The following is a 12756-nucleotide window of genomic DNA, read 5'->3' as shown; positions in this document are numbered from 1 at the left end:
GTCGGCTCATCAGCCCGTGCCAGCAGCTGCGGCGAGACACGAAATCTAAGTCGAATGACCGTCGAAGATCGCATCGTCGATCTTGATGAGCCCCGCACTCACCGCGAGCCAGACGAGATGCGCATCGTTTTGCGCGCCAATCTTGCCCTTGATCGCGTAGTGATGGTTGCGAACTGTTTTCGTGCTGAGGTTGAGCATCTCAGCAATCGTTTCGCTGGTCAGTCCCGACGCCAGCAGCCGGAGAATTTCGGTTTCGCGGGGCCCGAGCTGATCGATCGCGCGGTCCGGTCCAGCGAGGCGATCAGCGGCGATGGCGCGCGAAATATCTTCACTCAAGAAGCGGCCACCGGCTGCTATAGCCTTCACGGCGCGAACGAGTTCTCCCGGTGCACTACTCTTCGTTACATAACCGGACGCTCCGGCTTCGAAAGCTTTGAGGGCGAATGCGACGCCGAGGTGCATCGTAAAGACCAGGATCTTAGCGTCCTTGTCCCACTGGCGGATGTGGCGCACGCCTTCGATCCCGCTCGCGCCAGGGAGAGCGAGATCCATGACGACGACGTTCGGCCGGTGTTCCTTGTAGGCGCGATAAGCTTCCTGCGCGTCGCCGGCTTCGGCGCACACATGAAATTCCGCCTGACGCTCTAGAAGTCGATGGTACCCTTCGCGAACGATCGGGTGATCGTCTACGAGAAGAATCGTAACCGCACTCATGCGGTCGCCTCGCCGCCGAACGTTAGCCCATTACGAGATCCGAGAACGGGGATAATAGCAGCCACGCGCACGCCCTTTGCGGCCTTGCCAATGGACAGACTGCCACCGAGTGCGGATATGCGTTCGCGCATTCCGAGAATTCCGTGGCCGTGACCGTTGCCGCGATTGATGTGGGTTGCATCGCCGCCGCCATCATCTTCCACGGTCAGGCTGATCGTGTCGCGTTCCGTGCCCATATGCTCAACTCTGAGGCGCACCTCGGTTGGCGATCCATGCTTCATCGCATTGGTCAGACATTCCTGAGCGACGCGATAAATGTCGATCGCGACCTGCTTCGGCAAAGCCGCCAGTTTGCCGATGACGTTCAAACGGACGACAGCGCGCGACGCCTGCGTGTTGTGATCGGAGACGAGCTGGTGAAGGCTGGCTTCGAGCCCGATCTCATCGATATTCTGCGATCGTAGACGCACGAGCGCGCCCCGAAGGTTTTCCATCATGCGTTGTTGGGCGCGAGTGATTGCGCGCGCATCGTCTGCGAGGTCCTGGCGATCGGGCGGGGCTCCAGCCTCGATGCTCGCCGCAAGAGCGGCCGTTGCAGTCAGGCACTGGCCGAACTCGTCGTGAAGATCCCGCGCGAGTGCCCGGCGCTCCTCTTCCTGTACTTGGAAGAGCCGTGTCGTCAGCGCGGTCCGGGCGGCGTTGGTGCGGGCCAGCTCCTCCGAGAGATCGTTGACGGCGCGGGCGATGAGATTGAATTCCGCTGTGCGAAACCGCGGCAGCCTCCAGCCAAGATTGCCTTGCTCCAACTTTCGCAAGCCCTCGATGATGGTCCGCGCCGGGATCAGCGCGTGCCCGATCATCAATGTCGCGAGGATGGTAATTGCTGCCGCCATGGCGATCGCGACGCCGACGACGATCGAGACCTGCTGCCAAGAGAGGCGCAAGGCGGCATCCCGCTGGGCGGCAGATACGACATAACCCGCGTCCTTATCGCGGATCGACAGATAGCGTTTTTGCGGGGTCTGCAGACCGAAGAGGAAATCATAGGTTGCCCCGAACCAAGCAGGCGCGGGCTCGCCGAGCGCTTCGATTTGACTGCAGAGCTGGCGAGGATCGACGCCGGGCGGCGCGAACGTCACACAAATTCCGGGTGAAACGACGCTGGCCGTCGCCAATGTTTCCCAGTCGGGCATCGGCAGCAGCGTGTCCTTGCTCATGCCGTCGCGCCACAGAAGCTTCTGCCAGTAAAGTCCTTCGAGGCGCTGGCTGACGCGATCCGCCGTCGCGGCCGTTTCAGCCTCAATGGAGCGGTGGGCATCGATCATGACCCAGCCGATTGCGCCTGCGAGACACAGCAGCACAACGGCCAAAAGGCGCCCTACGAGGTGGAACATCAAATGCACGGCACGGCTCCATATTTCGCGTCGACTGAATTGGCACCGACAAGGGCGCTATTGGCAAGACCCTAGCGCATCGTCGGGCATATTGCCCAACTCATCGCGTGTCCCGTGCCCTTCTCTAAATTGTCCGGCTGTCCTCAGTTTCGGCCTCGATTGGGGACTTCAACCGGCGTGGGAATGTGAACTTGGAATATCGCGAGGAATTTCGGAAGATTCTCAGGGGTGACCCTCGGAATGAGACGGCAACGTGGGTTCGCCGCACGCCGCTGTTGTATTGGCTGATTTTCACTGGCGTGACGGCTTTCGCGGCGGTTCTGCTATGGCACTTCGGCCTCATCCAGCAGATGGTCGTCAGCGACCGCACGCACATTTCGTCGTTGATCGCGCTTCTCTATATCGGGGCGTCTCTGCATTGCCTCTGGCGGACTATCATCATTTCTCGGGAAGAAGACGCGGCGCGGCTGGCGGGAGAACTCCTGGCCGCAGATAGCCGTCATCTCGCATTCGACAAGGGCGGCCCGAATGTTGCGGGCGAACTCCCCAAGGGATTGATCACTTCGCACATCCGCAATCTGGCGACGAAGGCGAGCCTCCAGGGCGCCGCTCGGCTCGATCAGACGCTGCTGCTCAGAGGCTTGGCGGGACAGCTCAGGGGCTCAAATCACTTCGGCTCGTTCGCGAGCGACACGTTGATGAAGCTCGGCCTGCTCGGCACGATCGTCGGCTTCATCATGATGCTGGCTCCCATCGCTGGTCTCGATGCCGAAAACCGCGGTGCGCTCAAGTCGTCCATGACGCTGATGAGCGACGGCATGGCGGTCGCCATGTACACGACGCTTGCCGGGCTCGTCGGCTCGATCCTCATCAAAATTCAATACTACATGCTCGATGACGCCACGAGCAGGCTGTTCAACCTCGCGGTCGGCGTGACCGAGGTCCATGTCGTCTCGGCGTTGGAACGGCAATCGGCGGCAAGCAAATGATTGACGAGTTTGATCTCGTCCATCGCGACGAACCCTTCGATCCCTTTGGCGTCATGTTGTTCAAGGCGCTTCAGGTCATCGCTTTTCTGTTCTTCATCACGCTGCTGATGGTGGCGCCGGATGCAAAGAGCGGCAAAGTCGATACCAAGGCGGAGTTTCTGATCACTATATCGTGGCCGGATAACCATCCCGACGATATCGATCTCTTCGTGCAAGACCCGCTCGGGCATATCGCTTTCTATCGCCGGCGTGAGGCTGGGTTCCTGGTGCTCGACCGCGACGATCGCGGCGGCGCGAACGACTTCATCCTGGTCGGAGACACGAAGGTCAATTCGCCGATCCGGCAAGAAATCGTCAGCATTCGCGGCATTGTTCCGGGCGAATACACGGTCAATGTCTATCATTTCACGGCGACTACGGGAAAACCTGTGCCGGTATCGGTGAAGGTCGAGAGGCTCAATCCCACGGTGCAGGTCGTGCACTACGATACGATCGAGCTAGACGCCAGTGGCGAAGAGAAAACGGCCGTCCGCTTCACGATGGATAAAGAAGGCCAAGTCACCGCAATCAATCGCGAGCAGAAGTCGTTGTTACGCCAGCTCGCGTCTTTCACCGGCACGGTGTGGACCGGCATGGGCATGGACAAAGGCGACGGCAAATGAGCCTGCAAAGCGAAATTCTAGGTCTTGCGCTCGCTTATGCGGCACTCGGCGTCCTTCTCTTGATTGCGCTCACGCGAACCAATCTCGGAGTGAGAGCCAAGACGGGTGCGATCATCGCGACCAGCGTCCTCTACGTTGTTGTCTTCTTCAGGCTGCAGGGGCTTCTTGGTTGGTCGGCTTACGAAGCCATGCCGCCGAAATTTGAACTTCTATGGGCGCGCGTCGTCGAAAGTAATATCGTCAACAACGAACCGGGCGCTATCCATCTGTGGGTTGAAGAGCTGGACGAAAAAAATCGGCCGAGCCTCGTGCCGCGTGCTTTCGTACTCCCCTATTCGGCCGCACTCGCGCAAAAGGTCGAAGCGGCCAAAAGCGAGTTGATGCTCGGTCACCACCTGTGGGGGAAGCCGAAAGATTTCGGCTCTGGAGGCGGAGAAGATAATCCTGGTGGCGCGGCCGTTCGCATAGGGGGCGGTATTGGGGGAGATCCGTCGGGTGGCGGACTTCTCGATACGAAGTTTCTCGGCGGTGGCGCACCTTCGCTCGAATTCGCGCCTTTGCCCCCGCCGACATTGCCACCCAAGGACGATCCATGACGTGGTAACCTGCGGGACTCGTCTTTCATAAATCGATTTCAGTCTCAAGCCGCAGTTTGGCAGGAGATCTCATCATCGTCTTAGGCCGGTGCAGCCATCTGCGCCGGCCGACGTCGTCGCGCAAAAAAGCACACTCAGCGACATTGGACTTCCGCGACAGAGGCATCTGGCCTAAGAGCGCCAAAACTCTTCCAAGGCGCGGCCCCAGATGATTCGTCTCGACAGCATCAGCAAGCAGAATGGTCACCAGATCGTCTTTATTGAAGCCTCTGCGGTCCTCAATAAGGGTGAGAAGATCGGCCTCGTCGGTCCCAACGGAGCGGGTAAGACCACACTCTTTCGACTGATCACGGGACAAGAGCAACCGGACGAGGGGCAAGTCTCCGTCGATCGCGGCATCACGATTGGCTATTTCAGCCAGAACGTGGGGGACATGCGAGGCCGCAGCGCCGTGGCCGAAGTCATGGACGGCGCCGGGCCGGTCAGCACAATCGCCGCCGAGCTTGTCGAACTCGAAGCCGCCATGGCCGATCCCGACCGCGCGGACGAGATGGATGAGATCATCGAGCGCTACGGCGAAGTCCAAGGGCGCTTCGAAGAGCTTGGCGGCTATGCATTGGAGGGCCGAGCCCGCGAAGTGCTGGCTGGATTAAGCTTCGAGCCGGACATGATGGACGGTGACGTCGGCGCGCTGTCTGGCGGCTGGAAGATGCGCGTTGCTTTGGCGCGTATTCTACTCATGCGCCCCGATGTGATGCTGCTCGACGAGCCGAGCAACCATCTGGATCTCGAGAGCCTGATCTGGCTTGAGGACTTCCTCAAGGGCTACGAAGGCGCGTTGATGATGACCTCGCATGATCGCGAGTTCATGGATCGCATCGTCACAAAAATCGTCGAAATCGATGGCGGAACGCTGACGACGTACTCCGGCGACTATGAGTTCTACGTGCAGCAGCGCGCTCTCGCCGAGAAGCAGCAGCAGGCGCAATTCGACCGCCAACAGGCCATGCTGGCCAAAGAGTTGAAATTCATCGAGCGGTTCAAGGCGCGCGCATCGCACGCTGCACAGGTGCAAAGCCGGGTAAAGACACTCGAAAAGATCGAACGCGTCGAACCGCCGAAGCGCCGGCAAAGCGTGGTGTTCGAATTTCCCCCGGCGCCGCGATCCGGTGAGGACGTGGCGACGCTCAGGGACGTGCACAAGAGTTACGGTTCGCGAAGTATCTACGAGGGGCTGACGTTCCAGGTGCGCCGTAGAGAGCGCTGGTGTGTGATGGGCGTCAACGGCGCGGGCAAGTCCACGTTGTTGAAGCTGATCGCCGGGTCGACCAAACCTGACGAAGGAACGGTCGCAATCGGCGCAAGCGTGAAGATGGGCTATTTCGCTCAGCACGCGATGGATCTGCTCGACGGCGAGCAGACCGTATTTCAGTCGCTCGAATACTCGTTTCCGCAAGCGGGACAAGGTTCGCTGCGTTCACTCGCCGGCTGCTTCGGCTTTTCCGGCGACGACGTCGAGAAGAGGTGCCGTGTTCTATCGGGCGGCGAGAAAGCCCGGCTGGTCATGGCGAAGTTGCTGTTCGACCCGCCAAACTTCCTTGTTCTCGACGAGCCGACCAACCATCTCGACGTCATGACGAAGGAGATGCTCATCACCGCGCTTTCTCAATATGAGGGCGCGATGCTTTTCGTTTCGCATGATCGCCACTTTCTCGCGGCGCTATCCAACCGGGTTCTGGAACTCACGCCGGACGGTATTCATCAGTACGGCGGCGGATACACGGAATACGTCGAACGTACCGGCTATGAGGCGCCGGGCCTACAGAGACCTTAAGCCGAACACCGCTCGCAGAAGTTGGTCATGCGGTCTGGCGATATTTTCAGCCTGACAGAGGACGCCAATACATTCCTCGTTAACGAAGTAGCCTCGCGTAAGAGGGCTGTTCGGTGATCTTAAAGTAGGATTTTGCGCCGAACGTCGCTTTCGATGAGGTGCGCCATGTCTTATTCGAACAAGGACGAACAAAAACTTCTCAATCACGAGGAATACGAAGCCGTCAAATCGGCCCATCATCCGGCGATCTATGATCTGGACAAGGATGGGCTGCGAAATCTGGCGTTGCGGCTCGAGAGCTATCGCGGCAAGGCGAAAACCCTCGCACGCCAGAAACGGCGCGAGGCGAAGGGGAAATCAGAGGCGCGCGGCAAGAGCTTCCCGGGCACTGCCGAACAGCCTGCAAAACGAAAGCAAGTTTTCGCCCAAGCTCTGAAGCGTGTAAAGAAGGAGCGGGCTCGCCTCTACAATCTCGAAGCACGGTCTGCAAACGTGGAAGCTGCGCACCGCGCTTTGGCTCTGCACCGTGCGAGCCAATTCGTGCACCATCCGGAGGCAGGACCCAGTGCAAGCCCAGGACAAAAAGCTAAAAGCGGTGCGCCGAAGCGCGTTCGCACTCCCGGCTCGAAAGTTGGCAGCATCCTGAAGGCGAATGCCAGGGCCCAGGCGAAACGCGATCATAGGCCGAACTGAGAGTGCGAAGACGCAGCTTCGCTTAAGGCCCAAGAGTGGCAACGCTCGCTCGTCGCTGGTTTTCGTAAGGCTGCAGACGGTCCGGATTTTTTTTGAGGACCTAGTGTAACCTTCGACCGGCCGGGTTCGAACTACGGGGAGGTAGCGTGCGCGCCGGCCATAGGGCCCGGGTGGTCACGCTTCGGTCCCGGAGACTGTTCATGGCCTGTTCAATCCATAAGATCGCTTTTGTAGTCGCGCTTGCCGTCGCCGGGAGTGCCTCCGGCGGAGCTTTTGCCGAGGATTCCATGAGCAAAACGGGCGATGCCATGCATAGCGACAGCATGGCTAAGAGTTCGGACTCGATGAAAAAGGATACTATGGGATCGGACGCCATGCACAAAGACAGCATGGGGAAAGATGCCACGATGAAGAAGGACAGCATGGGATCCGACTCCATGGCCAAGTCGCATGACACGATGGCTCCGGAAAAGAAGTAAGACTCTGGAATTCAAAGTTCCGCGCTTCAGCGCGAAGCGCGGAACTTGCCTCTTTGCACTTTCGCGAACGGAAAGAGCCAATGTCCATAACACGTGAGAATGCGCAGTCTGTGGATGCGCCGGCGCAAGGACCGCTCATCTACCGACAGAGCGTCGTGACGCGGATCACGCACTGGATATGGGCAGTTTGCTTGTTCTTCCTACTGCTGTCCGGGCTGCAGATTTTCAATGCGCGTCCTACTCTCTATATCGGCAACGAAAGCGGCTTTGGATACGACAATGCTGTGTTGAGCATGCGCGCGGTCGATACTCCGCAAGGACCGGAGGGCCGGACGAATATCCTCGGACACGAATTCAATACGACGGGTGTTTTCGGTTTGAGCGGGCCAGCGGATGATCTCAAGGTTCGCGGTATTCCATCGGCGCTCACCATTCCCTCATATCGGGATCTCGGCACGGGCCGAGTCGTTCATTTCTTCTTCGCGTGGTTGCTGGTTGCAACGCTTCTCGTTTGGCTGGCGGCAAGCGTTCTCAATGGTCACCTGCGCCGCGACCTCGCGCCGACGCGCAAAGACTTGGAGAATTTTCCCAGGGACGTCGCCGATCACGTGCGCTTCCGGTTTCATCATGGGCATAGCTACAACGTCCTGCAGAAACTTGCCTATTGCGGCGTCTTCTTCATTCTGTTTCCGCTGATCATTGCGACCGGTTTGACGATGAGCCCGGGCATGGACGCGGGATTTCCGTGGCTACTCGAGCTGTTCGGCGGACGGCAGACGGCGCGCACGTTGCACTTCCTCGCGATGTTCCTGCTCGTCCTATTTTTCGTCATTCACGTTTTGATGGTGGTAGCCGCCGGTCCCTTCAACGAACTGCGCTCGATGATCACAGGATGGTATCGCGCCAGCCCCGGCACGCCGGATACTGAAGGAGACAAGCGATGAGCAAGATCATGCTTAGCCGCCGCAGTTTCTTATCCGCGGGTGCTGTCGGTGCATCATCCCTTATGCTTGCCGGCTGCGATACGTTCGATTTTCTGGGCGAGGGCGATAGCAAGACGCGTGCAGTCCTCGAGAAGGCGAACGATCTCACCTACCACGCTCAGCGGCTGCTGATCCGCAATGGCGCTCTCGCGCCGGAGTATTCCGAGACAGAAATTCGCCAGGGGCAGCGGCCCAACGGATCGACCGATCCGCAAACGGCCGAATATCTATCACTCAAAGGCAATTCGTTTGCCGACTATCGTCTCGCGATCACCGGGCTCGTCGAGCAGCCGCGCAGCTATTCGTTGGCGGAGCTTCGCAATATGCCGGCCCGAACGCAGATCACGCGACACGATTGTGTCGAGGGGTGGAGCTGCATTGCCAAATGGACCGGCCCGCAACTCTCCCGGATTCTCGACGAAACCGGCGTGAAACCCAACGCGCGCTTCGTCGTCTTTCATTGCTACGATATTTACGATGAAAGCGACCCGGCGGCTTATTACGAGAGCTGCGATTTGATCGACGCTCGTCATCCGCAGACCATATTGGCACATGGGCTCAACGGCCAAAGCTTGCCCGTTGCCAACGGGGCGCCGATCCGTGTCCGCATCGAGCGGGCCCTCGGCTACAAGCAGCCCAAATATGTTCACACAATCGAGCTCGTCGATAGCTTCAGCCGTTTCGGTCTGGGCAAGAGCGGATATTGGGAAGACCGCGGTTATGACTGGTACGCAGGGATCTGAGCAGTTCGCGGGGGGCGCTTTGATAAATAAATCCCGGCAGACTTTGGCCGAGTGGGCGCCGATGCTTCTACGCCTGATCACCGGTTATGGCTTCATTGCGCATGGCTTGGCGAAACTGGGACGAGGACCTGATCACTTCGCGAACATCCTGAATGCGCTCGGCGTGCCATTTCCCTACCTCATGTCGGTTGCGACGATCGCTATCGAAATTCTTGGCGGCGCGATGATCTTGGCTGGAGCGTTCGTCGCATTGGCGAGCATCCCGATGGCGATCGTTCTCCTCGTTGCGATGTTCAGCGTGCATTGGCAATACGGATTCAGCTCGATCAAGTTGCAAGCCATAACACCGGCCGGGGCGCAATTTGGGCAGCCGGGTTATGAGACAGATCTGCTCTATCTCGCCTGCTTGGCGTCGCTCGTCATCGGCGGAGCAGGCCCCTTGTCCTTCGACGCGTATCGTCGGACGTGACGGCGTCGCAATTTCGGCGTTGAAGATCCGACCACGCGTCATCTCCGTATAGTGATACGATGTTAGGCTTTAGGCGCTCTGGGTGTGGCCGTTCCAAGGGGAAACAATATGCTCGTTCGATTTATCACCGGCGCGGTCGCGCTCTTCTGTCTCGCGTCGAACCCGGCCTTCGCGGCGCTCAAGGCCGGTGATAAGGCTCCGATGTTCAAGGCGCGCGCTTCGATGGGCGGCAAAGAGTTCACGTTCTCGCTCGCCGAGGCGCTGAAAAAAGGACCGGTCGTCGTCTATTTCTATCCGCAGGCCTTCACGTCCGGCTGCACGGTAGAAGCGCACGAATTCGCGGAGGCCATGGCGAAATTCAACGCCCTCGGCGCGTCGGTCATCGGCATCAGCAACGACGACATCGCAACGCTCAATAAGTTTTCGACGTCGGAATGCCGAAGCAAGTTTCCGGTCGCGGCCGATAAGGATCAGCGGATCATGACCGCTTACGACTCCGTGATGATGGGCTTCCTGCCGTATGCGAACCGCACGTCGTACGTCGTCACGCCCGACGGGCGGATTTCATACGAATACACGTCGCTCGATCCTTCGGAGCATGTCAAAAACACGATGGCTGCAGTCGAAAGCTGGAAGGCCAAGCACCCGTAGGCGGCGCTCAACCGCGCTTCGCTCTAAGAAGCCATAACCACCGTAACGCCTGCGTTTTTGAGCGCATAAGCTATTTCCTCAGGCGGTTCGGCTTCGGTGACGACGCGCTGGATCGCGTCCAACGGTGCGATCTTGATCAATCCGCCACGTCCAAACTTCGAACCATCGGCAAGCACGGTAACCGACCGCGATTGCGCGATCATTGCCCGGGCGACGTCGGCCTCTCTCAAATCATAGTCGAGGATGCCGACCGTCTCGACGGAGCCTACGGCCAGCACGGCATGGACGGCGTGGAACTGGCTAATCTGCTCGATCGCGAGCGGCCCGAGATTTTCGGTGCTTTCGGCGCGATACTCGCCGCCGATCAGGAATGTCGTGTTGGACGCGCCGCGCGCCGCAAGGGCCGCGATGGCCGCTGAATTGGTGATGACCGTCAGACCGCTTGCCAGCGCCAGTTCTTCAGCGAAGTGCAATGTCGTCGTTCCGGTGTCGACAAACAGAGTATCGCCCGGCTCGAAGAGTTGTATGGCGCGTTTTGCGATAGCGCGTTTGGCTTCCGCATTCGCCAGCAGCCGACCTTGAAACGGTCCTTCGATATCCACCTCAGGCAGCCGGGGCTCGGCGACGGTCGCTCCTCCATGAAATTTGCGAACACGGCCGCGCTCGGCGAGATCCGTGAGGTCCCGGCGAATGGTTTCCCGTGAAGTTCCAAGGAGTTCCGCCAACGCATCGACTGTGACGCGCTCTCGCTCGCGCACCATCTTCTCGATCCGTTCACGCCTTATGTTAGGCCGCATAAGTTCCTGCCCGTTCGGTCATTTTATTTGACTGTTCAGCCAATCTATTGGAGCATGATACGAATATTGTGCCCATACGGGCAAATTCTTGGCGTGGATCCGATTTAACAACTGGGGGTTGGGAATGGGTCAGGACGAAGATACCAAGGTGTTGCACTCCATGGGCTACGCGCAGGAATTGTCCCGGCGCATGGGTGCATTCTCGAATTTCGCAATTTCATTTTCCATCATCTGCATCCTCGCTGGCGGCATCACGTCATATCCGCTGGCAATGGCTACGGGCGGCGGTTTCCAAGCAACCATCGGCTGGATCGTGGGCGGCGTCTTCGCCCTCGTCGTTGCCACGTCGCTCGGGCAGATCGCATCTGCCTACCCGACGGCCGGTGGCCTCTATCATTGGTCGTCCATTCTTGGCGGTCGCGGCTGGGGCTGGGCAACGGCTTGGATCAATCTTCTCGGCCTGATCTTCGTCGTCGCGTCGGTCAACGTCGGCGTATGGCTATTATTTCGAGACCTCGTTCTCGCCGGTGTTTTCCACATGGACGTCACAACGTGGACCACGCTGCCGACCGATCCGCTGCCGGCCGGCATGACGGCCGCGCAAGTGGAGGTCAACAATAACCATGCGTATCTGGTTCAGGTCATAGCGGTCAGTCTCATTACTTTTTGTCAGGCGCTTTGCAACCACTTCGGCATCAAGCTCACCACTGCACTCACGGATTTCTCCGGCTACCTCATTCTGGTCGTTGCGGTGGTCTTGACCGCGATGTTCCTGGTCTGGGGAGCGACCTGGGACTTTTCGCGTATCACGACCTTCGTCAACAACACGGGCGAGGCCGGCGGTGGATATGTACCGGAGCCACGTACGGCGCTCATCGCGTTCCTCATCGGCCTGCTCTATCCGCTTTATACGATCACTGGCTTCGACGCGTCGGCGCATACGTCTGAAGAAACCCGCGATGCCCGCAATGCCGTGCCGCGCGGCATGATCCACTCGGTGTTCTGGTCGCTCGTTTTCGGTTTCGTAATGGCGCTCTCGTTCGTGCTTGCCAGCTCCGATCCGGCGGCGACGGCCAAGGACGGCGCGAATGCGTGGTTCAACCTCTTCAACAACCTGCCTGCGCCGCAGCTGCTGAAGGACGTGATTGCGGTCTCGATCGTGGTCGCGAACTTCATCTGCGCCCTTGCCGGCCTCACCTCGACCTCGCGCATGATCTTCGCATTCGCCCGCGACGGCGGCCTGCCCGGATCGAGCCTGTGGAAGAGGGTCAGCCCGACGTGGAGAACGCCGGTTCCGGCGATCTGGCTCGGAGCGGTGCTTTCGGTTGCCGCAACGCTCTACTCGCCGGCCTTTGCCGCTCTTGCTGCCGGCTGCGCGTTGTTCCTCTACGTATCGTATGCGATGCCGATCGCGGCTGGCCTCCTCGCTGAAGGCAAGACCTGGACCGAGTTCGGGCCGTTCCGCCTCGGCATCTGGTCGAAGCCGTTGGCGCTGCTGACCGTACTCGGCGTCTTGGTATTGATGTACGCGGGCATTCAGCCGCCGTTCGACATCCTGATCAACTACGCGATCGGTCTTGTCGTTCTGCTCGTTGTGCTGTGGTTCGGCATCGAATCTCGCCGCTTCAAGGGTCCTCCGCTCGGAGCTGAGATTGCGCGGCGTCAGGCTGAGATCGCTGCAGCCGAACGCGCCGTCGGCGAATCCGCTTAAGATTATCGTCACGAAGGCCGCGCGCCGGATTGGCTCGCGGC

Annotated in this window: 14 protein-coding genes; 11 read left to right on the top strand and 3 right to left on the bottom strand. The window is 59.3% G+C overall.

Features of this window, described 5'->3' with window-relative positions; all coding sequences use genetic code 11:
• Positions 1–45 precede the first annotated feature (45 nt).
• Positions 46–714 carry a response regulator gene (locus G359_RS04600; RefSeq protein ID WP_045835180.1) on the bottom strand — a complete coding sequence of 223 codons (669 nt, stop codon included), beginning with the start codon at positions 712–714 and terminating at the stop codon, positions 46–48.
• A complete protein-coding gene (locus tag G359_RS04595) occupies positions 711–2108 on the bottom strand; it encodes a sensor histidine kinase (protein ID WP_371199093.1) in 1398 nt (465 codons plus the stop codon). Before G359_RS04595 ends, G359_RS04600 begins: the two co-directional genes overlap by 4 nt.
• A 218-nt stretch (positions 2109–2326) precedes the next feature.
• Between G359_RS04595 and G359_RS04590 the strand changes: the two genes are divergently transcribed.
• From G359_RS04590 to G359_RS04545, 10 genes are all read left to right on the top strand, one after another.
• A complete protein-coding gene (locus G359_RS04590) occupies positions 2327–3097 on the top strand; it encodes a MotA/TolQ/ExbB proton channel family protein (protein ID WP_045837642.1) in 771 nt (256 codons plus the stop codon).
• Positions 3094–3759, top strand: coding sequence for a hypothetical protein (locus tag G359_RS04585; RefSeq protein WP_045835178.1), 666 nt, complete (start codon positions 3094–3096; stop codon positions 3757–3759). Before G359_RS04590 ends, G359_RS04585 begins: the two co-directional genes overlap by 4 nt.
• Positions 3756–4355, top strand: a complete 600-nt coding sequence (locus G359_RS04580) for a hypothetical protein (RefSeq protein ID WP_045835177.1) — start codon at positions 3756–3758, stop codon at positions 4353–4355. Before G359_RS04585 ends, G359_RS04580 begins: the two co-directional genes overlap by 4 nt.
• Before the next feature lie 208 nt (positions 4356–4563).
• Positions 4564–6189 (top strand): ABC-F family ATP-binding cassette domain-containing protein, encoded by a 1626-nt coding sequence (locus tag G359_RS04575; RefSeq protein ID WP_045835176.1) that lies wholly within the window; start codon positions 4564–4566, stop codon positions 6187–6189.
• Positions 6190–6354: 165 nt separating this feature from the next.
• Positions 6355–6882: a hypothetical protein gene (locus tag G359_RS04570; RefSeq protein ID WP_045835175.1), complete on the top strand. Its 528-nt coding sequence runs from the start codon at positions 6355–6357 to the stop codon at positions 6880–6882.
• Positions 6883–7082: 200 nt separating this feature from the next.
• Positions 7083–7361 carry a pentapeptide MXKDX repeat protein gene (locus G359_RS04565; protein ID WP_045835174.1) on the top strand — a complete coding sequence of 93 codons (279 nt, stop codon included), beginning with the start codon at positions 7083–7085 and terminating at the stop codon, positions 7359–7361.
• Positions 7362–7441: 80 nt separating this feature from the next.
• The gene (locus G359_RS04560) at positions 7442–8305 is read left to right on the top strand and encodes a cytochrome b/b6 domain-containing protein (protein WP_045835173.1); all 864 of its coding nucleotides are present in this window, start codon (positions 7442–7444) and stop codon (positions 8303–8305) included.
• Complete coding sequence (locus G359_RS04555; RefSeq protein WP_045835172.1) at positions 8302–9087, top strand: molybdopterin-dependent oxidoreductase; 786 nt, start codon at positions 8302–8304, stop codon at positions 9085–9087. The genes G359_RS04560 and G359_RS04555 overlap by 4 nt, the downstream gene beginning before the upstream one ends.
• Positions 9065–9556: a DoxX family protein gene (locus G359_RS04550; RefSeq protein ID WP_082072797.1), complete on the top strand. Its 492-nt coding sequence runs from the start codon at positions 9065–9067 to the stop codon at positions 9554–9556. The genes G359_RS04555 and G359_RS04550 overlap by 23 nt, the downstream gene beginning before the upstream one ends.
• Before the next feature lie 108 nt (positions 9557–9664).
• On the top strand, positions 9665–10207 hold the full coding sequence (locus tag G359_RS04545) for a peroxiredoxin (protein WP_045835171.1): 543 nt from the start codon (positions 9665–9667) through the stop codon (positions 10205–10207).
• Between the two features lie 23 nt (positions 10208–10230).
• Here G359_RS04545 and G359_RS04540 read toward each other — a convergent pair whose 3' ends face one another.
• On the bottom strand, positions 10231–11004 hold the full coding sequence (locus tag G359_RS04540; RefSeq protein ID WP_045835170.1) for a DeoR/GlpR family DNA-binding transcription regulator: 774 nt from the start codon (positions 11002–11004) through the stop codon (positions 10231–10233).
• 124 nt (positions 11005–11128) lie between these two features.
• Here G359_RS04540 and G359_RS04535 point away from each other — a divergent pair, with 124 nt between their 5' ends.
• Positions 11129–12715, top strand: coding sequence for an amino acid permease (locus tag G359_RS04535; protein WP_045835169.1), 1587 nt, complete (start codon positions 11129–11131; stop codon positions 12713–12715).
• The last annotated feature ends 41 nt before the right edge of the window (positions 12716–12756 follow it).

Source organism: Hyphomicrobium sp. 99, from assembly GCF_000384335.2.
GTDB lineage: Bacteria > Pseudomonadota > Alphaproteobacteria > Rhizobiales > Hyphomicrobiaceae > Hyphomicrobium_B.
This window is presented reverse-complemented; position numbering and strand designations above follow the sequence as displayed.

Coding starts and splice junctions, on each gene's coding strand:
- G359_RS04595 (WP_371199093.1), bottom strand. CDS start 2,108: ATGTTCCACCTCGTAGGGCGCCTTTTGGCCGTTGTGCTGCTGTGTCTC.
- G359_RS04570 (WP_045835175.1), top strand. CDS start 6,355: ATGTCTTATTCGAACAAGGACGAACAAAAACTTCTCAATCACGAGGAA.
- G359_RS04545 (WP_045835171.1), top strand. CDS start 9,665: ATGCTCGTTCGATTTATCACCGGCGCGGTCGCGCTCTTCTGTCTCGCG.
- G359_RS04560 (WP_045835173.1), top strand. CDS start 7,442: ATGTCCATAACACGTGAGAATGCGCAGTCTGTGGATGCGCCGGCGCAA.
- G359_RS04540 (WP_045835170.1), bottom strand. CDS start 11,004: ATGCGGCCTAACATAAGGCGTGAACGGATCGAGAAGATGGTGCGCGAG.
- G359_RS04585 (WP_045835178.1), top strand. CDS start 3,094: ATGATTGACGAGTTTGATCTCGTCCATCGCGACGAACCCTTCGATCCC.
- G359_RS04565 (WP_045835174.1), top strand. CDS start 7,083: ATGGCCTGTTCAATCCATAAGATCGCTTTTGTAGTCGCGCTTGCCGTC.
- G359_RS04600 (WP_045835180.1), bottom strand. CDS start 714: ATGAGTGCGGTTACGATTCTTCTCGTAGACGATCACCCGATCGTTCGC.
- G359_RS04575 (WP_045835176.1), top strand. CDS start 4,564: ATGATTCGTCTCGACAGCATCAGCAAGCAGAATGGTCACCAGATCGTC.
- G359_RS04555 (WP_045835172.1), top strand. CDS start 8,302: ATGAGCAAGATCATGCTTAGCCGCCGCAGTTTCTTATCCGCGGGTGCT.
- G359_RS04535 (WP_045835169.1), top strand. CDS start 11,129: ATGGGTCAGGACGAAGATACCAAGGTGTTGCACTCCATGGGCTACGCG.
- G359_RS04550 (WP_082072797.1), top strand. CDS start 9,065: ATGACTGGTACGCAGGGATCTGAGCAGTTCGCGGGGGGCGCTTTGATA.
- G359_RS04580 (WP_045835177.1), top strand. CDS start 3,756: ATGAGCCTGCAAAGCGAAATTCTAGGTCTTGCGCTCGCTTATGCGGCA.